General features: G+C 43.2%; 24 protein-coding genes, 1 other RNA gene and 1 other annotated feature. Of the genes, 22 read left to right on the top strand and 3 right to left on the bottom strand.

Annotation, left to right across the window (positions count from 1 at the left end):
• Positions 1–11 precede the first annotated feature (11 nt).
• From AC503W_RS13875 to yajC, 8 genes are all read left to right on the top strand, one after another.
• Positions 12–614, top strand: a complete 603-nt coding sequence (locus AC503W_RS13875; RefSeq protein WP_427686642.1) for a YhcN/YlaJ family sporulation lipoprotein — start codon at positions 12–14, stop codon at positions 612–614.
• A gap of 128 nt (positions 615–742) precedes the next feature.
• Entirely contained in the window at positions 743–1,243 is a 501-nt protein-coding gene (locus tag AC503W_RS13870) for a BofC C-terminal domain-containing protein (protein ID WP_402869845.1), read from the top strand.
• A 229-nt stretch (positions 1,244–1,472) separates the two neighbouring features.
• Entirely contained in the window at positions 1,473–2,087 is a 615-nt protein-coding gene (ruvA, locus tag AC503W_RS13865; protein ID WP_407406682.1) for a Holliday junction branch migration protein RuvA, read from the top strand.
• Positions 2,088–2,098: 11 nt separating this feature from the next.
• On the top strand, positions 2,099–3,100 hold the full coding sequence (gene ruvB, locus AC503W_RS13860; RefSeq protein WP_402869841.1) for a Holliday junction branch migration DNA helicase RuvB: 1,002 nt from the start codon (positions 2,099–2,101) through the stop codon (positions 3,098–3,100).
• Complete coding sequence (locus AC503W_RS13855) at positions 3,097–3,300, top strand: DUF2905 domain-containing protein (RefSeq protein ID WP_427686640.1); 204 nt, start codon at positions 3,097–3,099, stop codon at positions 3,298–3,300. The genes ruvB and AC503W_RS13855 overlap by 4 nt, the downstream gene beginning before the upstream one ends.
• 39 nt (positions 3,301–3,339) lie before the next feature.
• The gene (queA, locus tag AC503W_RS13850) at positions 3,340–4,368 is read left to right on the top strand and encodes a tRNA preQ1(34) S-adenosylmethionine ribosyltransferase-isomerase QueA (RefSeq protein WP_402958220.1); all 1,029 of its coding nucleotides are present in this window, start codon (positions 3,340–3,342) and stop codon (positions 4,366–4,368) included.
• Positions 4,369–4,405: 37 nt separating this feature from the next.
• Entirely contained in the window at positions 4,406–5,545 is a 1,140-nt protein-coding gene (gene tgt, locus AC503W_RS13845; protein WP_402869835.1) for a tRNA guanosine(34) transglycosylase Tgt, read from the top strand.
• Between the two features lie 39 nt (positions 5,546–5,584).
• Positions 5,585–5,869, top strand: a complete 285-nt coding sequence (yajC, locus tag AC503W_RS13840) for a preprotein translocase subunit YajC (protein ID WP_402869833.1) — start codon at positions 5,585–5,587, stop codon at positions 5,867–5,869.
• A 42-nt stretch (positions 5,870–5,911) separates the two neighbouring features.
• Here yajC and AC503W_RS13835 read toward each other — a convergent pair whose 3' ends face one another.
• A complete protein-coding gene (locus AC503W_RS13835) occupies positions 5,912–6,283 on the bottom strand; it encodes a TIGR04086 family membrane protein (protein ID WP_402869831.1) in 372 nt (123 codons plus the stop codon).
• 189 nt (positions 6,284–6,472) lie between these two features.
• On the opposite strand from AC503W_RS13835, the gene AC503W_RS13830 reads away from it, so the two are divergent.
• Complete coding sequence (locus AC503W_RS13830) at positions 6,473–7,132, top strand: DUF421 domain-containing protein (RefSeq protein ID WP_494914569.1); 660 nt, start codon at positions 6,473–6,475, stop codon at positions 7,130–7,132.
• Positions 7,133–7,152: 20 nt separating this feature from the next.
• On the opposite strand, the gene spoVB is transcribed toward AC503W_RS13830, so the two are convergent.
• The gene (spoVB, locus tag AC503W_RS13825; protein WP_494914567.1) at positions 7,153–8,715 is read right to left on the bottom strand and encodes a stage V sporulation protein B; all 1,563 of its coding nucleotides are present in this window, start codon (positions 8,713–8,715) and stop codon (positions 7,153–7,155) included.
• A 166-nt stretch (positions 8,716–8,881) separates the two neighbouring features.
• Between spoVB and AC503W_RS13820 the strand changes: the two genes are divergently transcribed.
• The 6 genes from AC503W_RS13820 (at position 8,882) to dtd (ending at position 17,611) form a co-directional block, all read left to right on the top strand.
• Entirely contained in the window at positions 8,882–9,187 is a 306-nt protein-coding gene (locus AC503W_RS13820) for a post-transcriptional regulator (RefSeq protein WP_407407123.1), read from the top strand.
• Between the two features lie 196 nt (positions 9,188–9,383).
• Positions 9,384–11,636: a protein translocase subunit SecDF gene (gene secDF / locus AC503W_RS13815; protein ID WP_494914559.1), complete on the top strand. Its 2,253-nt coding sequence runs from the start codon at positions 9,384–9,386 to the stop codon at positions 11,634–11,636.
• A 121-nt stretch (positions 11,637–11,757) separates the two neighbouring features.
• Positions 11,758–14,133 carry a single-stranded-DNA-specific exonuclease RecJ gene (gene recJ / locus AC503W_RS13810; protein ID WP_494914557.1) on the top strand — a complete coding sequence of 792 codons (2,376 nt, stop codon included), beginning with the start codon at positions 11,758–11,760 and terminating at the stop codon, positions 14,131–14,133.
• The gene (locus AC503W_RS13805) at positions 14,124–14,636 is read left to right on the top strand and encodes an adenine phosphoribosyltransferase (RefSeq protein ID WP_402869819.1); all 513 of its coding nucleotides are present in this window, start codon (positions 14,124–14,126) and stop codon (positions 14,634–14,636) included. The genes recJ and AC503W_RS13805 overlap by 10 nt, the downstream gene beginning before the upstream one ends.
• Positions 14,637–14,954: 318 nt before the next feature.
• Entirely contained in the window at positions 14,955–17,153 is a 2,199-nt protein-coding gene (locus tag AC503W_RS13800) for a RelA/SpoT family protein (protein ID WP_402869817.1), read from the top strand.
• 14 nt (positions 17,154–17,167) lie between these two features.
• Positions 17,168–17,611 (top strand): D-aminoacyl-tRNA deacylase, encoded by a 444-nt coding sequence (dtd, locus tag AC503W_RS13795; protein WP_494914554.1) that lies wholly within the window; start codon positions 17,168–17,170, stop codon positions 17,609–17,611.
• Between the two features lie 85 nt (positions 17,612–17,696).
• On the opposite strand, the gene AC503W_RS13790 is transcribed toward dtd, so the two are convergent.
• The gene (locus AC503W_RS13790) at positions 17,697–19,460 is read right to left on the bottom strand and encodes an N-acetylmuramoyl-L-alanine amidase family protein (protein WP_494914552.1); all 1,764 of its coding nucleotides are present in this window, start codon (positions 19,458–19,460) and stop codon (positions 17,697–17,699) included.
• Between the two features lie 129 nt (positions 19,461–19,589).
• Here AC503W_RS13790 and AC503W_RS13785 point away from each other — a divergent pair, with 129 nt between their 5' ends.
• The 7 genes from AC503W_RS13785 to AC503W_RS13755 all read left to right on the top strand — a co-directional run bounded on the left by AC503W_RS13785 (position 19,590) and on the right by AC503W_RS13755 (position 25,995).
• Entirely contained in the window at positions 19,590–19,763 is a 174-nt protein-coding gene (locus AC503W_RS13785) for a hypothetical protein (protein ID WP_402869812.1), read from the top strand.
• An 80-nt stretch (positions 19,764–19,843) separates the two neighbouring features.
• Positions 19,844–20,080: a binding site (T-box leader), on the top strand.
• Between the two features lie 74 nt (positions 20,081–20,154).
• Positions 20,155–21,426: a histidine--tRNA ligase gene (hisS, locus tag AC503W_RS13780; protein WP_402869810.1), complete on the top strand. Its 1,272-nt coding sequence runs from the start codon at positions 20,155–20,157 to the stop codon at positions 21,424–21,426.
• A 12-nt stretch (positions 21,427–21,438) separates the two neighbouring features.
• Positions 21,439–23,211 carry an aspartate--tRNA ligase gene (gene aspS, locus AC503W_RS13775; protein WP_494914550.1) on the top strand — a complete coding sequence of 591 codons (1,773 nt, stop codon included), beginning with the start codon at positions 21,439–21,441 and terminating at the stop codon, positions 23,209–23,211.
• Between the two features lie 83 nt (positions 23,212–23,294).
• Positions 23,295–23,480, top strand: a non-coding RNA gene (gene ssrS, locus AC503W_RS13770) — 6S RNA.
• Between the two features lie 192 nt (positions 23,481–23,672).
• Positions 23,673–24,014 (top strand): hypothetical protein, encoded by a 342-nt coding sequence (locus tag AC503W_RS13765; RefSeq protein ID WP_494914548.1) that lies wholly within the window; start codon positions 23,673–23,675, stop codon positions 24,012–24,014.
• Positions 23,953–24,678: a nuclease-related domain-containing protein gene (locus AC503W_RS13760; protein WP_494914546.1), complete on the top strand. Its 726-nt coding sequence runs from the start codon at positions 23,953–23,955 to the stop codon at positions 24,676–24,678. The genes AC503W_RS13765 and AC503W_RS13760 overlap by 62 nt, the downstream gene beginning before the upstream one ends.
• A gap of 168 nt (positions 24,679–24,846) precedes the next feature.
• Positions 24,847–25,995 carry a M20 family metallopeptidase gene (locus tag AC503W_RS13755; RefSeq protein ID WP_494914544.1) on the top strand — a complete coding sequence of 383 codons (1,149 nt, stop codon included), beginning with the start codon at positions 24,847–24,849 and terminating at the stop codon, positions 25,993–25,995.
• Positions 25,996–26,015 lie beyond the last annotated feature (20 nt).

The following is a 26,015-nucleotide window of genomic DNA, read 5'->3' as shown; positions in this document are numbered from 1 at the left end:
GGGGATTGTTGGTGCGGAACAAAATTTGGGCACTGCCGCTTTGCACGGTATTCATTGGGGGTTTGATTGGCTGTGCCAATAATGATACGGCAGAGAATCAAAATCCTATGAATGAAACGGGGTACCATACAACCGAAAAGAATGCACTAGTTCGTCAAATCAATTTTGATGATATGGAAAAGGATTTGTATGGAAAAGATGATGCATACAGCAAGAAGGACCGTAACTATCATGGTCATGAAAGCAAACCACTTCGGGCTAAATCATCCTATTATAACTCCTATGAAGGGACATTGGTCGACCAAGCGGATAAGATTGCAAATCGTGTAGACAATGTCATTGACGCCAGGGCCATCATCATGAAAGATGAAATGCTAGTGGCTTTGTTGCTAGATGATTATGATCAGGCGACGGCGGTCAAAGAAGCGGTGTGGAAGAAAATCGAACCTCTAACAGAGGGCCGGGCACTTTATGTAACGACGGATGAAGGTGTATACTACCGGACGATGACACTCGATAATAACCTGCGAGACGGAGATACAAAAGAATTAATTGTCCTGGATGCCAATGATATGTTCGACAACCTGGATATTCATAAAGATCATATCAAATAAACGCATCCAAGCTGGCTTCGAATGGAGTCAGCTTCTTTTCTTTAAAAAGACCAACGGAATTTTTTCGGTTAATAATCGAATTTCAGGTCAAACTATGTAAAAAGTAAACGCCTTAAGAGGTGATCGCATTGATTAATCAACTGAAAATCCAGTTTTTCTTGGCCTTGTTCGTCATCCCGTTCTGTTTGACTGCTTTTGCCGAGGAAGCAAAACAAGAGGAAAGTCAGCCAATCGAACAAAAAGTCATCCTCCAGCGTTTGTATCTCGATGGGGAATTAAGTGAAGAAAAATTGACGGAAAAGATTTGGACGATGGAAGACTTTTGGTTGAAATACCAAGGATGGAATGTGGTTGATCAAAATGATGACCACATTGTATTGAATAAAATAGAGAATGATATATCGCCCTTACTCAAAGCAAACGGCTATCTTGGGATGAAGGAGGATGGGACTCTATCCATTTTTATCGGGAAGCCGGAGCATGCCAAAATCATTCATACTTTCTATCAATTGGATGTAGGGAAATTGGAAGTGTACAAGCAGGAAGAACTGCAAAAAGGGATTCCAATCGTAAATAAGGATCAATATAAACAGCTTATTAAGGAATATGAGCCGTATTCGATTAACTAGGATGGGAGAAATACACCCATCCTATTTGTCTGCCTTCCAAGGATCGATGGGTGACTTAACGCCAAACTGATGGGTAGGGAATTCAGGATATCCAGCGTCGGGGCAAAAGGTGCCTATCTCAAAAAAGCATAGGCGGTGAACACCACCAATTGCTAAATAACTTTTAATAAACTTCCCTCTCCTTTTATGATAAAATGAGAGGTACAGCTAAATCAGGGAGAGAATTAATTTGTATGATTATATAAAAGGCATGGTCGATTATATTGGACCTGAATACATAGTCGTGGATAATGGGGGAATCGGATATCAAGTGCTGACTCCGAATCCTTTTATTTACTCCGCCCAATTTAAGAAAGAGACTCAAGTTTTTCTATATCATTATGTACGTGAGGACATGATTTCTTTATACGGATTTCAATCGCGGCAGGAAAAGGCACTGTTCACGAAACTATTGAATGTGACGGGAATCGGGCCGAAAGGGGCGCTTGCTATATTGGCGTCGGGCCAGGTGGATCAGGTTGTGCAAGCCATCGAAAATGAGGATGAGACGTTCCTTGTAAAATTCCCTGGAGTCGGAAAGAAGACAGCACGCCAAATGATCCTTGACTTAAAAGGCAAGCTTGAGAATATCATCCCGGATGCTTTCCCGAACTTATTCAATGAAGGAGTTCCGACGGCAATCAATCAAAATGGGCATACCGAAGAGTTGGACGAAGCGATTCTGGCCCTGAAGGCACTTGGTTACTCGGAAAAAGAAATACAGAAGGTCGCGAAAAAGCTGCAAGTGGAAGAAATGACGACCGAGCAATACATTAAGAAAGCATTGCAAATGATGTTAAGATAAGGAGTGGCGCAATGGAGGAGAGAGTTTTTAATCAGGAAGCCGATTTGAACGAACTATCCTTTGAACAAAGCCTGCGACCGCAAAACTTAAAGCAATACATTGGACAGGATAAAGTGAAGGCGAATTTGAGTGTGTACATCGAAGCAGCCCGGATGCGCGAAGAAACGCTTGATCACGTGCTTTTGTATGGACCGCCGGGGCTTGGGAAGACGACGCTTGCCGTCATCATTGCGAACGAAATGGGAGTCAATATCCGCACCACTTCTGGACCGGCCATTGAAAGACCGGGAGATTTGGCAGCCATTTTGAGTGCCCTTGAACCAGGAGATGTCTTATTTATTGACGAAATCCATCGTTTGCCTCGGGTCGTGGAGGAAGTTCTCTATCCAGCCATGGAGGATTTTTGTCTGGATATCGTGGTCGGTAAGGGACCCGAAGCCCGTTCAATCCGAATCGATCTACCACCGTTCACCCTTGTTGGCGCTACAACTCGTGCGGGTTCACTATCAGCACCTCTTAGGGACCGGTTTGGCGTCTTGAGCCGCTTGGAATACTACACGGAACATCACTTGACCGACATCGTTCTCCGGACCGCCCAAATCATGGATACGGAAATGGATGACCAGGCTGCCGGTGAGATTGCGAGAAGGTCGCGGGGGACCCCTAGGATTGCCAATCGGCTTTTACGCCGTGTAAGGGACTTTGCCCAAGTTCGCGGGGATGGCACAATCACGACGAAACTGGCTGATTATGCATTGGAATTAATGCAGGTCGACCGTTTAGGACTGGATCATATTGACCATAAATTACTTAAAGGAATCATTGAAAAGTTTCGTGGTGGTCCTGTGGGCTTAGAGACGATCGCAGCTACGATCGGGGAGGAAGCGCATACGATTGAAGATGTGTATGAACCCTATTTACTGCAGGTTGGTTTTTTACAGAGGACTCCTCGAGGTCGTATGGCAACTTCGCTTGTTTACGAGCATTTCGGGATGGAGATGCCTGAGCGATGAATGTGCCTAAGACGATCATGACTCTAGGTGTGATTATTTTTGTGATTGGATTTGTGATGAAGTTCATTCAGCTTGGCAGGCTCCCGGGGGATATCTTTTTCAAGAAGGGAAATACGACTTTTTATTTTCCTATCATGACCTCGATCATCGTCAGCATTGTGCTGTCGGCTATTTTTTATTTAATTAGCCGTTTTAAATAATAACTAACTACATGATACACAGATTAGGAAGTGGAACAGATGAAATTAGAAGAGTTTGATTTTCATTTACCAGAGGAATTGATTGCCCAAGTTCCTTTGAAGAACAGGGAAGCAAGTAGATTGATGGTATTGGACAAGGAAACCGGTGAGATTCAGCATGATGTATTCAGTTCAATCACGGAATATGTGAAGCCGGGTGATTGCCTTGTATTGAATGATACGAAGGTTTTACCTGCAAGACTTTATGGAAGTAAAGAGGAAACAGGCGGGAAAGTTGAAGTTCTTTTGTTAAAACAAGAGAGTGACGATGTTTGGGAGACCTTGGTGAAACCTGCAAAACGTATTAAAGAAGGATCCACTATCGTTTTTGGTGATGGCAAGCTACGTGCGGTCTGCACAGGCATTCTGGATCATGGCGGCCGGATTATGAAGTTCCAGTATGATGGCATCTTTTATGAAATATTGGACGAACTTGGCGAAATGCCGTTGCCTCCTTACATTAAAGAACAACTTGACGATCAAGACCGTTACCAGACGGTTTATGCACGTGAACGTGGATCTGCAGCAGCACCTACGGCTGGTCTCCACTTTACGGAGCATTTGCTTGAGAAGCTTAAAGACATGGGTGTTCACATCGCTTTCATCACGCTACACGTTGGGCTTGGAACGTTCCGCCCTGTAAGTGTGGAAGACATCGACAGTCATGAAATGCATTCGGAATTTTACCAAATGACCGAAGGCACAGCACGGTTGTTGAATGAAGTGAAAGGAAACGGCGGAAGGATCATCACAGTCGGCACGACATCAACAAGAACGCTGGAAACGATTGCATCCCGTAATGACGGGGTTTTCAAGGAAGAAAGCGGCTGGACAAGCATTTTCATCTATCCTGGTTTCGAATTCAAGGGAATCGATGCAATGATCACGAACTTCCATCTGCCAAAATCAACGTTAATCATGCTTATTTCTGCACTTGCAGGAAGGGAACATGTTCTGCATGCTTACGAAACGGCAGTGGAAGAAAAATACAGGTTCTTTAGTTTTGGAGATGCAATGTTAATCAAGTAATATAAAGAGTGATAGGCTCTTGAAGGGAGTTATTGCGTTGACTGCAATACGATATGAGTTAATCAAAACATGTAAACAGACGGGGGCACGGCTTGGTCGCGTTCATACGCCACATGGTACTTTCGAAACTCCAGCATTTATGCCGGTAGGGACGATGGCTACCGTCAAAACGATGTCACCTGAAGAATTGAAACAAATGGGGGCAGGCATCATCCTCAGCAATACGTACCATTTATGGCTACGTCCAGGACATGAGATCATCAAGGAAGCTGGAGGACTGCATAAATTCATGAACTGGGATCGCGCAATATTAACGGATTCCGGCGGTTTCCAGGTATTCTCCCTAAGCAAATTCCGTCAAATTGAGGAAGAGGGCGTCCATTTCAGAAACCATATCAATGGTGATAAGCTATTTTTATCTCCTGAAAAGGCAATGGAAATCCAAAATGCACTAGGCTCAGATATCATGATGGCATTCGATGAGTGTCCTCCATTCCCGGCTACCGAGGAATACATGAAGAAGTCTGTCGAACGGACATCACGCTGGGCAGAACGCTGCTTGAATGCTCATGAACGTCCAAATGATCAAGGATTATTCGGTATCGTTCAGGGTGGGGAGTTTGAACATCTCCGTAAACAAAGTGCGAAAGACCTTGTTTCCCTAGATTTCCCGGGTTATGCTATTGGGGGATTATCGGTGGGTGAACCAAAGGATATCATGAACCGTGTGCTTGAGTTCACGAGTCCGCTCCTTCCGACGAATAAACCTCGTTACCTTATGGGGGTTGGATCACCTGATTCATTGATTGACGGTGCAATCCGCGGGGTTGATATGTTTGACTGTGTATTGCCAACACGAATCGCTCGTAATGGTACATTGATGACAAGTACTGGCCGATTAGTCGTAAAAAATGCGAAGTACGCGCGTGATTTTGGTCCAATCGATGAAAATTGCGATTGCCATGTTTGTAAAAATTATAGCCGGGCATACATTCGCCACTTAATTAAATGCGAAGAAACGTATGGTATTCGTCTAACGACTTATCACAATCTTCATTTTCTGTTAAACTTGATGGAACAGGTCAGACAAGCTATCCGAGAAGATCGCCTTGGAGACTTTAGGGAAGAGTTTTTTGAACAATATGGTTTCAATAAGCCAAATGCAAAAAACTTCTAATTCCATAAATACTTTAAAAAATGAAAGGAGTGAATATAAATGGGTGGTTTAACACAATTACTTCCGTTAATCTTAATGTTCGTATTGTTCTATTTCCTACTTATCCGTCCGCAGCAAAAACGCGCCAAGAATACAAGAAACATGCAAGAGAGCTTGAAAAAAGGCGACAAGGTTGCAACGATCGGTGGAATGCACGGAACAATCGATGCTATCGATGAGTTAAAAATCGTCATTAAATCTACAGATGGTTCAAAACTAACGTTTGACCGTGCTGCAATCCGTGAAATTACGGAAAGCGCACCAGCAAGAGAAGCACAAGTATAAGACAGACGAAAACCGGGCCCTGTGCCCGGTTTTTTGTTTCTATTAATTCGTCCGTGATTCTGAGCTCATATTCACTCCAAGTACTCCACCCATCATAGCGGTAATGACAAAGCATCCGTAATAAATCCATTGTTTCAAGGTGAACAGTGCATCATGTCCCAAGTATTGAAAAAGGAACACGACAAGGAGATACAGTAATCCTGTACTGCCACCTAGGAATAACCCCTGTTTCTGACCTTTGCCCCCTGAAATGAACCCGCCAATGAATAATGATATAAAGGACACGATCATGATTACGTATGTCAGGGATGATTCCGTCAATGAAGTGAAACGAAGAAGAATCGAAAATAGAAAACTTGCAATCACAGCTATGGCAAAGATGGAGCCGACGCCATAAAGTACGGCGACACTCATTTTTTTTGTTTCGATGTTTATTCCCCCTTTTTAAAAGGCTGAATCGACTAGCCTGTTGATGTGTTTGTACAAGCATATTCCACTTTTATCCGCTTTAGACCAGGTTTGGGAACCTTCCGTGAATTTTTAAAATATAAAGAGTAATTATTCGTCATCCCAGCCATGATAATGGTGAAGGAAGTGCTTTGTATGGAAGATTATTTAAGCAGTGGAATAAGGACCCTATTTGTTTATTTATTCATTTTGCTCCTTTTTAGGTTGATGGGAAAACGGGAGGTCGGGGAACTTAGCATCCTGGATTTGGTGGTATCGATCATGATAGGAGACCTTGCTGTATTAGTCTTGGAAGGGAATGATAAACCCTTTTTAAAAACGATTTTCCCGATGTTTGTCCTGGCATTGGTGCAAATCGCTTTGGCATTCTTTTCATTGAAGAGTGTAAGGTTCCGTTTTCTCATGGACGGTCAACCACAAATCATCATCAATCAAGGGAAAATAGATGAGAAAGTAATGAGAAGGCAAAGGTATAATTTTAATGATTTGTTGACGCAGCTCCGGGAACAGGGAATCAGTGACTTGAATGAAGTGCAATTTGCGATACTTGAATCTTCGGGTAAACTCTCCGTCATTAAAAATAGCCAAGGGAAGAAGTCGAAAAGTATCGAAACTCCTTACCCACTTGTCATCGACGGACAGATACAAGAAAAAAACCTATCGTACATAGGGAAGGATAAAGATTGGCTTCTGCATCAGTTGAAACGGCATGGAGACCTAAAGCTTGAGGAAGTCTCGATTTGCGGTTTCATCAATGGTCAGATCTATATTGATAAAAAAGAAGTGAGGAAATAACCAAGGGAACTTGGTTATTTCTATTTCCAAGCAAATCTTGCTAAGAAACCACCGACGAAAGGAATACGAACCAAATCCGCCTTCTTTATGCTGCCCGTCCCTAACATGAAAAAGGTGAAGAGCACCAATAATACTGAAACGGAGAGCAATAAGCGCGATCCCAATGGCAGGGAGACGAGAGGGAATTCGTACACATAATAACCCCCAAAGCCAGAAACCAAAGCAATGATTAAAGAAAGGATATAGCTCCGGAAATGGAGTGTGAAAGGAACGACTTTTATAACGGTGGAAAAGTGGAGGAACGTAACGAGCATGGTTCCTACCGCTATTCCGATTGCAGCCCCCATAATGCCGAAATTCTCCTTTGAAGCCAGCATCCAGATTACTCCAATCTTTAGGATGTTTCCTGCCAGGCTATTAAACATGGCGGCTTTTGCAAGGTCAAGTGCCTGAAGCATGGACTGAAGTGGATATTGAAAATAGAAAAGGATAAAAAAAGGTGCTAGGAACTTAATGAATACGGCTGCATGAGAAGAACCATACATCACCTGTAAGATTGGTTCAGCGAAGATGAAGAGAGTGACGACAGCTAGACACCCGGTAATGAAGGTGATTTTCAGTGCTTGCTGAAGCCTATGCTCCACAAGCAGATAATTCCCTGTTGTCCGAGCTTCACTAATAGCAGGAACGAGGGCTGTAGCCAATGAAGCCGTAACAAAGGAAGGAAGCATGAGAAGGGGCAAGGCATAGCCAGTCAGCTCCCCGTATTGACTTGTGGCCGCAGCAGCCGTCACGCCTGCCAGGGCCAAGCTCTGAGCAACGACGATCGGTTCCAGGAACCAGGAAATGGAACCAATCATGCGACTGCCTGTCGAAGGAAGGGCAATTCCCATCAGTTCGGTAAACGTGCCTTTTCCCGATTTTACATTTTGAAAGAAACCCTTTCTGAATCTGAAATGCTTCTTGAATTTAAAGCTTGTTAAAAGGTATGCGAGAGAAACGAGTTCACCAATGATTGAGGCAAACATGGCACCGGCTGCGGCATATTCAATTCCATACGGTAAAAAGGCTTTTGTCAGCACCGCGATGAAGGTGATCCGGGCCACCTGCTCAATCACCTGTGAGAACGCAAATGGTTTCATATTTTGCTTACCTTGGAAATATCCGCGTAGGACGGATGAAATGGCGATGATCGGAACGATAGGGGCAATCGCCATAAGTGGCCAAACCGTTCGTCCGTCCGTGAACAAGTGTTCAGAAAGAACGGGTGCCAACAGGAGCATGGCCGGGGTGAAAATCATCGATAAACCAAATGTGCATGCCAAAGAAACAACGAGAATTTTCTTGATTTTCCGTTCATCGCCCCTGGCGTTCGCTTCGGCTACATATTTGGATATGGCAATCGGCAGGCCCAATTGAGTCATATTGATAACAAGAAATAAGGTCGGCAGTGCCATCATATATAAACCAACGCCTTCTTCGCCGATGAAACGGGCGATGACGATGCGGTTGATGAATCCAAGAACCTTTGTAATCAGGCTTGCTATTAATAAAATCAGCGTCCCTTTCAAAAATTTAGACATTGAACTCCCTCCCTGCCTTCTCAAAAAAGCGGTTATACTATACAATTATCTATATGCTTGTACTTGGACAAAGCATGACAAAAGTGTTTGTGTTCTCTCAAATGATTGAGTCTCTTCTAAGAAATGTACGCATCCAATTGAGAATCATTTTAATGGAGGCAAAGTGATGAAGAAAAAAAATCACCCGTATCAACGTTATTATTTAAAGGTACGACCATTCCTGAAAAGTAAATGCGAGGAGTTCGAAATGATCGGATTAGAAGCTGTTACCGAGGAGGATCTATGGAGTACGTTGACAGACATGAAATGGAAACGACCGCAGGAAAGCGTCCACCTTCACGAATTGGTCGCTGACATCGTTACGTTTTCAAGCAATCAGTTCATGTCATTCCAAATGGTCCAAGCTTATAAATCACCGAATCTATTCGCCCCCCTTTCTGAAGAAGAGTTAAAAGAGCTTTTGAAAGAATAAAAGAGATATATACTTAAATTGACAGCCGTTTGTAAATGAATCATAATAGATATGGTTATGCTTTTTTTTGGAAAAAAGCATGAAGAACTGTGCCTTTTTTCTCAAACTTAAAGAGCAAACAAGATCATTCATGAAAAAATAAACAGTTATTTATACTCCAAGAACAGGCGTAATAAAGAAAGGGGCCTACTACATAATGGTAAAAAGAAGCAGAATCGTTGCGTTTTTTCTAATTGTTCTTTTGATTGCCGCAGCGATGGGAATGACTTCAAAAGGAATCCTTGGGAACATCAAGCTTGGTCTTGATCTTCAAGGCGGTTTTGAAGTGTTGTATGAAGTAAAACCGCTTGCTGGGGAAAAAATCACCCAGGATGTATTGAGCAGTACAGCGAGCGCACTTGATCGGCGTGTCAATGTATTGGGGGTCAACGAACCTATCATTCAAATTGAAGGAAATGATCGGATCCGTGTTCAGCTAGCGGGTATCCAAGATCAAAATAATGCCAGGGAAATTCTTTCGACTCAGGCTAAACTATCCTTCCGTGATTACAATGATAAGGAAATGATGACAGGGGCTGACCTGAAAGAAGGCGGCGCAAAGCAAACGTTCCAAGATAATAAACCTGTCGTTGAAGTCACATTGAAAGATGCAAACAAGTTTAAAGAGATCACTGAAAAGATTTCTTCCATGGAGAGCCCGACGAATGTACTGGCTATCTGGTTGGATTTTGAAGAAGGAAAAGATTCCATTAAAAAAGTAGATTCACAGGACAATATGATTTCAGCACCAGCTGTCAGTGAAGTCTTCAGTACAAATAAAGTATTCATAACGGGTCAATTTACAGTAGAAGAGGCAAAAGAGCTTGCTGGGTTATTGAACGCAGGTGCCCTGCCCGTTGACTTAAAAGAAGTGTACTCCACTTCCGTTGGGGCCCAATTTGGTGAAGGGGCTTTGAATGATACTATTTTTGCCGGCATCATCGGAATTGCACTTATTTTTATCTTCATGCTTGTGTATTATCGCTTCCCAGGCTTCATTGCGATCGTCACATTGAGCATTTACATTTTCTTAACGCTATTAGTCTTTGATTGGATGAATGCGGTTCTAACGTTACCTGGTATAGCGGCTCTTGTACTCGGTGTTGGGATGGCAGTCGATGCCAATATCATCACCTATGAGCGAATCAGGGATGAGTTGAAACTTGGACGATCTGTGAAGGCCGCATACACAGAAGGTACGAAGAATTCACTTGGCACAATCATGGATGCTAACTTGACGACATTGTTGGCCGCAGCCGTACTATTCTTCTATGGGACAAGCTCGGTTAAAGGATTTGCCACAACGTTGATCATTTCCATCTTAATGAGTTTTATCACCGCCGTATATGGTACGCGTCTTTTCATGAGCTTATGGGTGAAAAGTGGGTTCCTGGACAAACGAAAATCTTGGTTTGGCGTGAAGAAAAAATACATTCACAATCTATCCGAGAAAATCGATTTAATGTCATTGCCAACTCGCTTTGATAAAATCGACTTCGTAAAACATCGGAAAGTCTTTTATAGCATTTCAATCGGTGTTACGCTCATCGGGATCATTTTCTTGTTCGTATTTAGATTGAATCTGGGCATTGACTTTACCAGTGGTACCCGTATTGAAATCGCTTCGAAAGAGGCACTTACGACTGAACAGATTAAGACGGAGATGGACAAGTTCGATATTGAAGCGAAGGATATCAGGCTTGCCGGTACAGATGATAAAAATGCTGTCGTTCGTACGGTCGGTGTCCTTGATAAACAGGAAATCGCTGAATTGAAGGACCACTTCAAGAAGGATTATGGTGCCGAACCTAATGTCAGCACCGTTTCTCCTACAGTCGGAAAAGAACTTGCTAAAAATGCGATGATTGCTTTATTGATCGCATCACTTGGCATCATCCTTTATGTATCCGTACGCTTTGAATGGCGGATGGCTTTACCGGCTGTTGTAGCCCTAATACATGATGCGTTCTTCATCATCACGATATTCAGCTTGCTTCGCCTTGAAGTGGATATCACATTCATCGCAGCAGTCTTGACGATTGTGGGTTATTCCATCAATGATACAATCGTTACTTTTGACCGTATCCGTGAGAACCTACGATTTAGCCGAAAGGTCAAAACGGTCGAAGAGCTTGAGAATATTGCCAACATCAGTATAAGACAAACGTTGACGAGATCGATTAATACGGTCTTGACCGTTCTTGTGACAGTGGTGGCGTTAGCGATATTCGGAAGTGAAGCTATTCGAAACTTCTCGATTGCTTTATTTATCGGTTTATTATGTGGCGTATACTCGTCCCTATTGATTGCTTCTCAATTCTGGCTCGATTTAAAAATCAAAGAATTGAAGAAAAAAGGACCATTGAATACAGCAAAAGAAAAGAAACAGAGTATGGAAGGTCAAGTTTAATAACTAAGAGGGGGCTGGCATAATTGCCGGCCTTCTTTTTTTTCTGAACAAGAAAGTCTATAATATAAAATTGAAACCAAACTTGTGATTTTGTATAATAAGTAGGTTAAGGGGTGAATGCATGTTAAAGCCAAAAACTCGATGGAACGTAAAATCCGTCGATGAAAATAAAGTAGCTATACTAGCCGAAGAGCTTCATATCACACCTTTGGTTGCGACATTACTAGTGAATAGGGGCCTAGATACCATTGAAAGTGCCCGTTCATTTCTATTTGTAAAAAATCAAACTTTCCATGATCCGTTTTTAATGAAAGATATGGATAAAGCGGTATATAGAATAAGAGAAGCGATACAAAATAAAGAGAAAATCAGGATTTTCGGGGACTATGATGCGGATGGTGTAACGTCCACGACGGTCATGATGACGACATTGACTAAATTAGGTGCTGATGTCGATTTTTACATTCCCAACAGGTTTACGGAAGGATATGGACCGAATCCAATGGCTTTCCGCCTGGCTGCAGATCAAGGCGTTAAGGTGTTAATAACCGTCGATACGGGAATCTCTGCTGTGGAAGAAGCAAAGCTGGCAGCTGAGCTGGGCATTGATTATATTTTAACCGACCACCATGAACCAGGTCCTATCCTGCCTGAAGCACTTGCCATCATCCATCCAAAGCTTGAAGATAGCGCCTATCCTTTTAAAGACCTTGCAGGAGTGGGGGTAGCGTTCAAACTGGCCCATGCTTTACTTGGCGAAATGCCCGAGGATCTGCTGGAAATCGCGGCAATCGGTACCATTGCCGATTTGGTCCCTTTACAAGGGGAGAACCGTCTGATTGCTGCGAAAGGAATCGAGCAGCTGCGGTTGACCAAACGACCAGGGCTCGTAGCCTTGATGAAAGTGGCGAATATCCAGCAGGAGGCATTGAGTGAAGAATCAATCGGATTTGGGATGGCGCCTCGAATCAATGCCGTTGGCCGCCTTGGAGATGCCGATCCGGCCGTCGATTTACTGATGTCGGATAATTTGGAAGAAGCGACCGAGCTTGCTGTGGAAATCAACGATATTAACAAAGAGCGGCAAACGATGGTTGCATCGATGGCTGAAGAAGCCATTCGGGAAGTGGAGGAAAACTATCCGCCTGAGACCAATGGTGTCCTTATCATTGGAAGGGAAGGGTGGAATGCGGGGGTTGTCGGGATTGTAGCCTCTAAGCTCGTTGAACGTTTTTACCGACCAACCATCGTATTAAGTTTTGACCAGGAAAAGGGACTTGCCAAGGGATCGGCCCGGAGCATTTCCGGCTTCGACCTTTTCGCAAGCCTTTCAACCTGTCGGGAACTATTGCCTCATTTCGGTGGCCATCCTATGGCTGCAGGGATGACATTGAAAATCGAAGACGTTCAAGAGCTTCGGGACCGTATGAATAAGATTGCGAACGAACAACTTAAAGAAGAGGACTTCACACCGATTACCAATCTGGATGGGGCGACGACATTGGCTGAAGCCTCCATTCAAACGATCCAGGAAATGAGTTTGCTTGCTCCCTTCGGTGTGACGAACCCTAAGCCGAAAATTTTAATAGACTCCGTTCAGCTTGCGAGCGTCCGCAAAATTGGCACGAACCACAACCACTTGAAGGTTCAGCTTGAGGATAGCGAGAATCATAAACTTGATGGGGTAGGGTTCGGGCTTGGGCATTATATGGAAGAGATTGCCCCACACGCAAAGGTTTCCGTTATCGGTGAACTTTCCATCAATGAATGGAATAACATCAAAAAGCCGCAAATCTTTGTGCAAGATATAGAAGTCAATCATTGGCAACTTTTCGACTATCGAGGAAAGGGACAAGCTGATAAGTGGCTGGCGGACATTCCGGCACATAACCGGAAGATCGTTATCTTCTCTGAGGAAACCCTTAAAGCCTATCCATTTCTACAACAACATCCTGACCTTGTCCATATAGAGGACGAAAAGGATGCCTTGGAACTGGACTGTCATGAAGGCCATGTCGTATTCATGGACATGCCACCGCTGAGGAACCTGTTGAAACAGGTGGTTGAAAATAAAAAACCAGCACGAATCTATGCTCATTTTTCTCATGTGCAGGATCATTTTTTGAGTACGCTACCGACGCGTGACCACTTCAAATGGTTTTATGCATTTCTTTCCAAAAAGGGCCCGCTCGATATAAAAAGGTATGGCGATGACCTTGCCAAATACCGCGGCTGGTCAAGAGATACAGTGGATTTTATTTCTAAGGTGTTTTTTGAGCTTGATTTTGTTACAATAGACAATGGATTAATTATGCTCACGACCAACCCGAAAAAACGCGATTTCAGTGAATCTGTTTCGTTTATAAGAAAGAAAGAACAATTTGAGCTCGAGCAAGAGCTAGTTTATTCTTCCTATCAGCAATTATTCGATTGGTTCAATCATATATTGATTCATGAGGCAATAGACCTTGAGGAGGAAACAAAGCAATGGATTTAAAGCAATTTGTAACGATTGTGCAAGACTGGCCGAAACCGGGTGTTATCTTCAAAGATATTACAACATTAATGGATAATGGTGCCGCTTATAAATACGCAACAGATCAAATCGTGGAGTACGCCCGCGATAAGAAGATTGATTTAGTTGTTGGACCTGAAGCGCGCGGATTCATTATCGGCTGCCCAGTCGCATACTCTTTGGAAGTGGGATTTGCACCAGTGCGAAAAGAAGGTAAGCTTCCACGGGAAACAATCAAAGTCGAATATGGTTTAGAATATGGAACGGATGTATTGACAATCCATAAAGATGCTATTAAACCGGGCCAACGCATTCTAATCACCGACGATTTACTTGCTACTGGCGGTACAATCGAAGCGACGATTAAATTAGTAGAAGAACTTGGTGGAATTGTAGCGGGAATTGCATTCCTGATTGAATTAACAGACCTAGATGGAAAAGATAAATTAGAAGGTTATGATGTTTTAACATTAATGACATTCTAAAAACAAGGGCGCTCTGACCAGAGTGCCTTCTTTTTTTTATCATTTTCAGTGATTTTGTCGAATTTCCAATGAAAAAAAGAAGCATTCTAAAGAAAATACACGTTTAACCCTTTACATCCTTGTGTTTTTTTTCGATAATAGTAATAATAAAGAGTTTTTCTTCTACTAAATCAATTTGCACATGTATCCGTTTAGGCGGATTTATTTTTTTTAGCAAATAATGTAGGGTTTTGTTGAAAGAAGGAAAGTGTTACCAATCATACTCAATCCGGACGGAAAAGTATCCGGTGGCAGTTAAAGTGGGGTTAAGGTGATTAAATGGCTAATGATCAAATATTGACTGCCGAGCAGGTTGTAGAACGGGCCAGCTTATATCTTCAGCCGGAAGAAGCTGAATTTATTCATAGAGCGTTTAAATATGCAGAGCATGCTCACCGAGAACAATTCCGTAAATCGGGGGAGCCGTATATTATTCATCCGATTCAAGTCGCTGGTATACTGGTGGACCTAGAAATGGATCCTGCAACTATTGCCGCAGGTTTTTTACATGATGTTGTTGAAGACACGGAGATCACGTTAAAGGATATCGAAGAAAATTTCAGTCCTGAAGTAGCCATGCTCGTCGATGGCGTAACCAAATTAGGGAAGATCAAATATAAATCACAGCAAGAACAACAAGCGGAAAATCATCGGAAAATGTTTGTTGCAATGGCTCAAGATATTCGGGTCATTTTAATCAAGCTAGCCGATAGATTGCACAACATGCGGACGTTGAAGCATCTTCCACAGGAAAAGCAGAGAAGGATTTCGAATGAGACCCTGGAAATCTTTGCACCGCTTGCACACCGTCTAGGAATTAGCACGATTAAATGGGAGCTGGAAGATACCGCACTACGGTATTTGAATCCGCAACAGTATTACCGCATCGTCAATCTCATGAAGAAAAAGCGTGCGGAGCGCGAAGAGTATTTAGAAGAAGTCATTGAAGAAGTGCGTAAGAATGTTACGGAAGTCCATATAAATGCCGACCTTTCCGGCAGACCGAAACATATTTACAGCATCTATCGGAAAATGGCTCTCCAAAACAAGCAATTCAGTGAAATTTATGATTTATTAGCGGTACGAATCGTGGTTAACAGCATCAAGGATTGCTATGCAGTCCTGGGGATCATCCATACATGTTGGAAACCGATGCCTGGCCGATTCAAGGATTATATTGCAATGCCAAAGCCGAATATGTATCAATCGTTGCATACGACGGTAATCGGACCAAAAGGCGATCCGCTTGAAGTGCAGATCCGTACATCGGAAATGCATCGCATTGCCGAGTTCGGGGTAGCCGCTCACTGGGCTTACAAAGAAGGCAAGGATGTCGGTGAACAGCCGTCCCTAGAGGAAAAATTGACATGGTTCCGGGAAATCCTAGAATTCCAAGATGACGCTACCAATGCCGAAGAATTCATGGAGTCCCTGAAAATCGATCTTTTCTCCGATATGGTGTTCATTTTCACACCTAAAGGCGATGTAATTGAGCTTCCTTCAGGATCTAATCCAATTGACTTTGCTTACCGTATCCATTCCGAAATCGGTAATAAAACGATAGGTGCCAAAGTGAACGGGAAAATGGTACCGCTGGATTATAAGCTGAAAACAGGTGACATCATTGAAATCCTGACTTCGAAGCATTCATATGGACCTAGTCAGGACTGGCTAAAACTTACCCAAACGTCCCAGGCGAAAAATAAAATCCGCCAATTCTTCAAAAAGCAGCGCCGCGAAGAAAACATTGAAAAAGGCAAAGAGCTGGTTGAAAAAGAAATCAAGGAAATGGAATTTGACCTGAAGGAAATCCTGACTCCCGAAAACATTAAGCGCGTGTCGGATAAATTCAATTTCCTTAATGAAGAGGATATGTATGCAGCAGTCGGCTACAACGGGATTACAGCCCTTCAAGTAGCCAATCGCCTTACTGAAAAATGGCGTAAGCAGAAAATGGTCGAGCAAGAAGCGGACATTACAGAAGCGGTTTCAGATCTCAAAACCTTCCCTAGCTCATCGAAAAAACGTGACTCTGGGGTTCGTGTACCAGGCATTGATAATCTGCTCATACGTTTATCAAGATGTTGCAATCCGGTCCCAGGCGATGAAATTGTCGGCTATATTACCAAAGGACGTGGAGTCTCCGTTCATAGACGAGACTGTCCAAACTTGGAAAGTGGCGAATCGGATCACCGTCTGGTCCCTGTTGAGTGGGAAAGCAGCATAAACGATCGCAAGGAATACATTGTTGAGATTGAAATCAGCGGATATGATCGACGAGGCTTATTGAATGAAGTCCTGCAAGCGGTCAATGAAACTAAGACAAATATTTCAGCCGTTTCAGGTAAGTCAGACCGTAATAAAGTGGCCACCATCAATATGTCCATTTACATTCATAACATTGCCCATTTACAAAAGGTCGTCGTCCGTATAAAACAAATACCAGATGTCTATTCCGTAAGAAGGATTATGAACTAAGGAGTTTTATCACTATGCGTGTTGTTTTACAACGTTCCAAAGCTGCCCAGGTCGTTGTGGCAGAGAAAACAATTGGTCAAATTGATAAAGGGCTCGTGCTTTTAGTCGGAGTCACCCATGGGGATACCGTGGCTGACGCCGTCCAATTGGCTGAGAAAATCGTCAATCTTAGAATATTTGAAGATGAAAATGAAAAGATGAATCATTCATTACTGGATGTTGGTGGTTCGATCCTTTCCGTTTCACAATTCACCTTATACGGTGATTGCCGAAAAGGCCGTCGCCCGAACTTCATGGACGCCGCCCGTCCTGATGAGGCGAAAGCTTTATATGATCTATTCAATGAAGAATTACGCAAACGTGGCGTCCATACCGAAACAGGTGAATTCGGTGCTATGATGGATGTTCAGCTCACCAATGATGGTCCAGTAACGTTGCTATTGGAAAGTAAAAAATAAATCCCTGCATTGTGCAGGGATTTATTTTTTTTATCCGAGAAAATGGGAAAAGCCGAGGCCCCACATTTTGGGCCCCGGCTTTACATCATTTAAAATACCTTGCCAAACCATTATAGATGGCAGAGGTGACGGTTTCTTGGTATTCGTTCGTTGTAATCGTCAATTCGTCGACAGGGTTACTTAAGTAACCTAATTCAATCAGTGCAGCGACTCGTTTGTTTTCACGGATTACATGATAATCCCCAAACCGGTACCCGCGATTAGGCACCTGCATGGTGGAACCGAGTGAATGGGCTATGGAAGAGGCCAAGGCCTGCTGATAGCCGTGATAATAATACGTGGTTATCCCACTTGTGATCTGATCGATGGTGCTATCATAATGGAGGCTGATGAACGCATCGGCATTATGAATATGAGAGATGCTGACACGTGATGGAAGAGCCACATACGTATTGGAGCTTCTTGTTAGGATGACTTTTGCCCCAGCGGCCTGAAGCTTGTCCCGAAGTAACTCAGCCGTCTGGATGGTCAAGTTCTTTTCAAGAGTACCACCAACTCCGATTGTCCCGCTATCGCGGCCTCCATGGCCTGGATCAATGATGATGACTTTATCTTCTAAATATTTTTCAACACCTGGTCGTTTAACTTGATCGGCGTTCCCCTCAACTTTAACAATCCAGCCTGCTACATAAGCGGTTTTCCCATTCTTAAGCTTAATGGAGTACCAATCTCCCTCCATGCCAAGGACGGGGAAGGTCTCCCCCTCGTTAACTTGTCCAACGATGTCGGAGCCAGTGTCCGGTTTACTTCTAAGGATGGTGCCATCATGTAAAGTTGTAATGTTCTTACCTTTGATGGGTTGGTTCGTTTTTTTGGACGTTTGTTCCTCATTCTCAATTTCTAGGAACCAGCTGACGACCCATCCTTTTTTTGCGTCGGAAAGTTGAAGCTGTGTCATTTGTCCTTTTTGTTGGAGAACTGGATAAGTCTCATCCTTATTGACCGAACCGATGACTTCGCTATTCAAAGAATCCTTTTTCCGCACATTTAAACCTGTGGCGGTTATTCTTGCTATGGCCGTGCCTGCCGTGACTTCCTTGGTAACGTCTTTATCCTTGCCAATTTCTATGTATGATTCAGCGACCCAACCTTTTTTGCCTTGAAAGCTAATTTCAGCCCATTCATTATTGATTTGATAAACGGTGACCGAAGCACTTTTATTCAGCTTACCTAATGAGGTACTGTTTTTGGATGGTTCTGAACGGACATTAAGGTTATCGACCGTCACGAAACCGGTTTTCAGGTTCTTTCCCGATTCTTCCTTAACATCTTGATTCACCTTGTTCTCTGCTGAAGAAGAAGGAAGCTGAATATAGTCAGCTGCGACCCATCCCTCGATGTCACCTTTTTTAATTTGGACCCAATTTTCATTCTTTTCCATTATGTCCACTGGTGTACCTTTTGATAATGTACTTACCGTTTGGAATGTGGTGCCTGGACCAAAACGGACACGGACGGAATCGCCGGTAATGGTACCTTGACCAGTTTTCATCCTGACTTGACCCGACTCCGTATTTCTTTCCACAAGCCAATTGGCCACCCAGCCTGTCCTACCGGTACCAATCCGTATTTCGTACCAATCATCTTTTTCACTAACGATTTCATATTTGTCGCCCTTTGTAAGCCTTTTGACGATAGGGTAACTAAGGCCCGCACCTTCACGGACATTGACCACCTTTGACGTCACGATAATTTCTCCTTCACTTTCTCCGAGTACGTGTTGTACCGGTGAAAAAGCCGTCATCATCAGCAACAGGGCAAGGGCAATGATTCCTGGTTTCCTTTTCATGGCTGTCTCTCTCCCTTTTCTGTCTATCTGTATTCTATTCTCGTTCAATAAAAAATTTCCCTCTTTATTATGCAAAAAAGATTTATTTTTGGAAAGACTAAATCATATCTAAACGATGGAGGGGTACAAATGAAATTCAGCGAGAAGGCCCAAACGACATTAAATGGAGGCAATCAAGTATTAGGCGTCGATTTTCATGATTTCATCCAAAAGGAACAAACTGCAAATCTTGTTGAATTAGCATCCGAATTCGAAGTGAACGTCCGGACGATCAAAAACTTGAAAAAGAATCTCAATCAATGAAAGTTTCGACAAATTTCTCAAGGAATCTTGACATTTGAAGGCAACGTCCGTATGATTATACAATATCAGAACTATTACTGTAACAACCAATGATGGAGAAGAGTAATTAAGAAACACATGAACAAGAGAGGAAATGCCGAGGCTGAAAGCATTCCACATGATGACTTAATGAAAGAACCCTCCGTAGGTTTCACTCTGAACGATTTCACTAGTAGGAGATGGACGTAAGCAGGCGTTAACTGCTTTTAAGCGGAGGCACGTATTTATTGTGTTTCAACTAGGGTGGCACCACGGGATATTCAACTCTCGTCCCTTGTAACGATTATGTTACAAGGGGCGGGAGTTTTTTGTTTGGGATAAAATGGCGTTTGCTTTAAAGGAGGAAATAATTATGTCGATTCAGATTCCAAGAGGGACACAGGATTTACTGCCTGAACAAACGGAGATTTGGCAGTATATTGAAAAGACTGCGCGCGAAATTTGTCAACGTTATCAGTATAAAGAAATCCGTACGCCGATATTTGAACATACGGAATTATTTTTGCGGGGTGTAGGGGATACGACCGACATCGTGCAAAAAGAGATGTACTCATTCCAGGATCGCGGCGAAAGGAATCTGACGCTTCGTCCTGAAGGAACAGCTTCTGTCGTTCGTTCATACATTGAGAACAAAATGTTTGGTTGGGCGAATCAACCGGTCAAACTTTATTATATCGGACCTATGTTCCGGTACGAACGGCCACAGGCAGGACGTTTCCGTCAGTTTGTTCAATTCGGGATCGAGGCTTTGGGCAGTAAGGATCCTGGCATTGATGCAGAGGTTCTTTCATTGGCGATGAGCCTGTACAAGGCACTTGGATTGAAAAAACTGAAATTGGTCATTAATAGCTTAGGGGATAAAGAAAGCCGGACAGCGCACCGCAATGCATTAATTCAGCATTTCGAGCCACGTATTGGCGAGTTCTGTGGTGATTGCCAGCAACGCCTGGAAAAAAACCCACTACGTATTCTTGATTGTAAAAAAGACCACGATCATGAACTGATGCAAACGGCACCTTCCATCATTGATTATTTAAATGAGGAATCACGTATCTATTTCGAAAAAGTGAAGCAGCATTTAACAAATTTGGATATTGAGTTTGTCGAAGATCCAACACTTGTTCGCGGCTTGGATTATTATAATCATACAGCTTTTGAAATCATGAGTGATGCCGAAGGATTTGGAGCCATCACGACTCTATGCGGTGGAGGACGTTATAACGGTCTTGCCGAAGAGCTTGGCGGTCCGGAAACGCCAGGAATTGGTTTTGCACTTAGCATCGAGCGTCTCATTGCTGCACTTTCAGCCGAAAATGTTCAACTTCCAATTAAAAAAGGCATCGATTGCTATCTTGTTTCATTAGGTGAAGCGGCTAAGGATTATAACGTAAAACTTGCCTATCAATTGCGTAATGCTGGATTCAAAGTCGAAAAAGACTACCAGGACCGTAAAGTAAAAGCCCAATTTAAATCAGCTGACCGTCTAGAAGCGAAATACGTGGCGACTCTCGGGGACGATGAATTGGCAAACAATAAAATCAGTCTAAAGTTCATGGAAACGGGCGAACAGGTCCAAATGGATCTAGCTACATTCGTTGAACAATTTAAAAAGCTACAGGCTTAAGGGGGAAATACCATGTTTGGCAGAACATACTTCAATGGAGAAGTAACAGAAGCAGCTATTGGTGAAAAGGTTACATTAAAAGGATGGGTACAAAAACGTCGTGACCTAGGTGGAGTCATCTTCATCGACCTTCGTGACAGAAGCGGAGTCGTACAAGTCGTTTTCAATCCGGATATCTCGGCAGCAGCCTTGGCAACCGCTGAAAAAATCCGTAATGAATACGTTCTTGATATTCAAGGAACGGTCATCAAGCGTGATGAGGCGAACATCAACCCGAACGTGACAACAGGTACGATTGAAGTTCAAGCCGAAAGCGTAACAATCTTGAATGAAGCAAAAACACCTCCGTTCATCATTGATGAAAGAACGGAAGTCTCAGAAGATATCCGTTTGAAATATCGTTACTTGGACTTACGTCGTCCGGCCATGTTCGAAACGTTGAAAATGCGTAACCAAACGACTAAAGCAATCCGTGATTTCTTGGACGGAGAAGGCTTCCTTGATATCGAAACACCGATCTTGACAAAAAGCACACCAGAAGGCGCACGTGATTATTTAGTCCCAAGCCGTGTCCATGATGGTGAATTTTACGCATTGCCACAATCTCCACAGCTTTTCAAACAGCTATTGATGGTATCTGGCTTTGAACGCTATTACCAAATTGCACGCTGTTTCCGTGATGAAGATTTACGTGCTGACAGACAGCCTGAATTCACGCAAATCGATATTGAAACTAGCTTCATGAGCCAGGAAGATATAATTAAAACGGCTGAAAACATGATGGCAAAAGTCATGAAAGACGTAAAAGGAATGGACGTTACCCTTCCGTTCCCACAAATGACGTATAACGAAGCGATGAGCCGTTTTGGTTCTGACAAACCGGATACACGTTTTGCAATGGAACTAAAGGACGTATCTGAAATCGTGAAAGATAGCGACTTTAAAGTATTTACAGGAGCTATAGCGAACGGGGGACAAGTAAAAGCAATCGTCGTTAAGGGCGGAAATGCAGACTATTCCCGTAAAGATATCGATGCCTTGGCAGAATTTGCAGCGATATACGGTGCAAAAGGCCTTGCTTGGTTGAAAGTCGAAGAAGACGGCGTAAAAGGACCAATCGCTAAATTCTTCGCTGAAGATCAACAACAATTAGTGGCAGCAGTGGAAGCGGAAATAGGGGACCTTATCCTATTCGTTGCTGATAAAAAAGGAATCGTAGCGGATGCACTTGGTGCACTTCGTAACAAGCTTGGTAAAGAAAGAGGCTTGATCGACGAAAGCAAATTCAACTTCCTATGGGTTACAGACTGGCCATTATTTGAATATGACGAAGATGAAGGCCGCTACTACGCAGCCCACCATCCATTCACAATGCCATTCCGTGAAGACTTGGATATTCTTGAATCCGATCCAGCCAATGTCCGCGCACAAGCCTATGACCTTGTATTGAACGGTTACGAGCTTGGCGGTGGTTCATTACGTATTTTCGAACGTGATGTTCAAGAAAAAATGTTCAAAGTACTAGGATTCACTGAAGAAGAAGCAAAAGCACAATTCGGATTCCTAATGGATGCCTTTGAATACGGAACACCTCCACATGGCGGAATTGCCCTTGGATTAGACCGTATGGTGATGTTGCTTGCGGGTCGTTCAAACCTTCGCGATACCATCGCGTTCCCGAAAACAGCTAGCGCCAGCGATTTGCTTGTAGATGCTCCAAGTCCGGTAAGCGACAAGCAATTAGCAGAACTAAGCATCAGATTGGCTGCAAAGAAAAGTAAGTAAATTGGTAAAAAATGATAAATTATACCTAGATGCTTTCTCTTGAAACAGAGCTAAGTGATATGCTATGATGATTTCAACAAGTAAGAGTCCTGATGTGTTCGTTCTTTAACCTATAAGTTTTGACCGAACACTTATAGTTACCGGGAGCACTAGTTTCCAGGCCGCGTAAATGCCTCCTTCGTAGAGGACTTACAAATGCAAGGAACCGAGCACCCACCTGCGGAGAGCGGGTTCAAAACAAAGGCATAAACGGCACAATTGGGACTCTTATGCATAACAAAGCAACTCATGTTGAGAAAACATGGGTTTTTTTGTGCGCTTTGGATGTTGACCGATAAAAGTGGTGTTTTGACCGATAAATATATTCAATTGACCGATAAAAGTGCGGATTTGACCGATAAAAACACAAACAGACCGATAAAAGACAAGTCCAATCTTTTTTGCAGGATTCATCTGCAGACATGTCGAAAAAAGCATGTAAGGAGAGTGATGAATTGATTAAAAAACCATGCAAGAAGCCAATTAAGATGCTTAAACTAGAAGCGTTGACGAGGAGGCTACCTGAACACCACCCCAAGCAGTATCTTATAACAAGTGATTATCGAAAAATACGCACGGGCCATAAGGGAGAACGAGCTATCGGTGCTGAGTTAGCCTATCTATCAGGAGAATTTTACATCTTTCATGATCTGCGATTACAGCATGACCCAACCCGTTTTTTTTCAACTGGACCTATTGCTGTTGTCCAAAAACGTAATAATCATTATAGAGGTGAAAAACTTTGCCGGTTCACTTTATTTTGATCGACTTTATCCTCAATTGATCCGTACGAAAGACGGGCAGGAACAAGCCTACTTTGACCCGCTTCTCCAGGTGAATATCCAAAAAGACCGCTTGATCGATTGGATGAGGGATCATAAATTCCCGGAGATTCCGATAGAAACCCTCATTGCCAATGCCAACCCGAATGCCACCATCAAAACCACGCCTGGGCACACTTCGATTTTCAGCCAAATTACCGGTAAAGAAACCCTCATTTCTAGAATACGAACCCTTGAAAATAAGTATCCTTCCCATTTACTGACGCAAAGGCAATTCAACAAACTTTCTAATAGCTTCCTCCAAAAAAACACCCCACTCAATCAGAATATCCTACACGTGTACCAAATCCCTGAAACTGAATTATTGAGAGGTGTCCAATGTCCGGAATGTATGGTTCTTCCCATGAAACGCGGGCGGGGAAAATGGATTTGCCCTTCATGTTCACATAGCTCAAAGAATGCTCACTTACAAGCATTGCATGATTTTGCCCTCCTTGTCCGTCCTACGGTAACGAATAAAGATGTGCGTTCGTTTTTGCAAATTGAATCAGGAACGGTTGCCAATCGTATCTTGTCAGGAATGAATGTCAATCATTACGGATCATATAAAGGGCGAGAATATGTTCTTGAATGGGAGGTTGACTGATATAAAGTGAGTTTTGACCGATAAATGTTACATTAGACTGATAAAAGTGCAAAATTGACCGATAAAAACATCAAACCGACTGATAGCCGCACTATTTATGGAACATTCCGTAATGTACGTTCGTAAATTATGAGTAGGAGTATAAATCTTTAGCGAGGATAGAAAGTAGTGAGGGCTTTGAAGGACTTATTGCACGCGAAAAGGAAAGAAATGCTCCAATTATTGGAGCAGCTTGTGAATATCGATAGCGGTTCTTATACAAAAAAAGGAATTGATGAAATCGGAGCGATTTTAAAAAAGAAATTTGAGGATCTTAATTTTCTTGTGACGGTAATTAAACAGGAGAAATATGGCGATCATTTAGTCATCCAGCACCGTGAAGCAATGTCTCCGCATATTCTCATTGTTGGCCATATGGATACCGTTTTTTCGGAAGGGACGGCGAAGAAACGTCCGTTCAAAATGGTGGGCCCGCGTGCATATGGGCCAGGTGTTATTGACATGAAGGGAAGCTTGGTCGAGCTTCTTTATGCGGTTTTTTGCATGAAGCTGACTGGACAAACCGGCTATAAACATATACAGATCATCCTAAACAGCGATGAAGAGATAGGGTCGCCATCGTCCGCTGCGCTCATTTCGGAAAAAGCCAAGGACAAGAAGTTCGCGCTTGTGTTAGAGCCAGCGAGAGCAGATGGTTCACTTGTCACCGCGAGAAGAGGTTGCGGCCAATTCAAGGTGGAGGTTGTAGGGAAATCTGCACATTCTGGGGTTGAACCGGAAAAAGGTCAGAGTGCGATTGAAGAATTGGCTCATAAGATCCTCGCCCTGCATCGGTTAACGGATCATCAACTAGGCATTGGTGTAAATGTTGGAATCATAGAAGGCGGGGTGGCGGTCAATACAGTTGCACCCCATGCATCAGCTTTAATAGATGTGCGAATCTCAAAAAGAAATCAGGCGCAGTTCGTCTTTAAGCAAATGAAGGATATCTGTGCCCAAACGTTTGTAGCGGGAACAAAAACTATCCTGAGCGGTAAGATGGACCGGCCGCCCATGGAAAAGACGGAGAAAACCACCGTCTTATTGGAAATCATCAGGCAAGCTGGTGAAGAATTGGGCATCACCATCACCGATACGGAAACGGGTGGAGGCTCGGATGCGTCGTTTCCCTCTGAATTAGGGATCGCAACGATTGACGGACTCGGACCGATTGGAGGCCATGCCCATAGCGAAGATGAATATTTAGAGATAGAAAGTCTGTTAGAACGCACACTCCTGTTAGCCATTTTGCTTGAAAAATTGTCTCGAATGAACTAGCCTGCCAATTCCGATAAAAC

The sequence above is a fragment of the Peribacillus suis genome (assembly GCF_059384845.1).
This window is presented reverse-complemented; position numbering and strand designations above follow the sequence as displayed.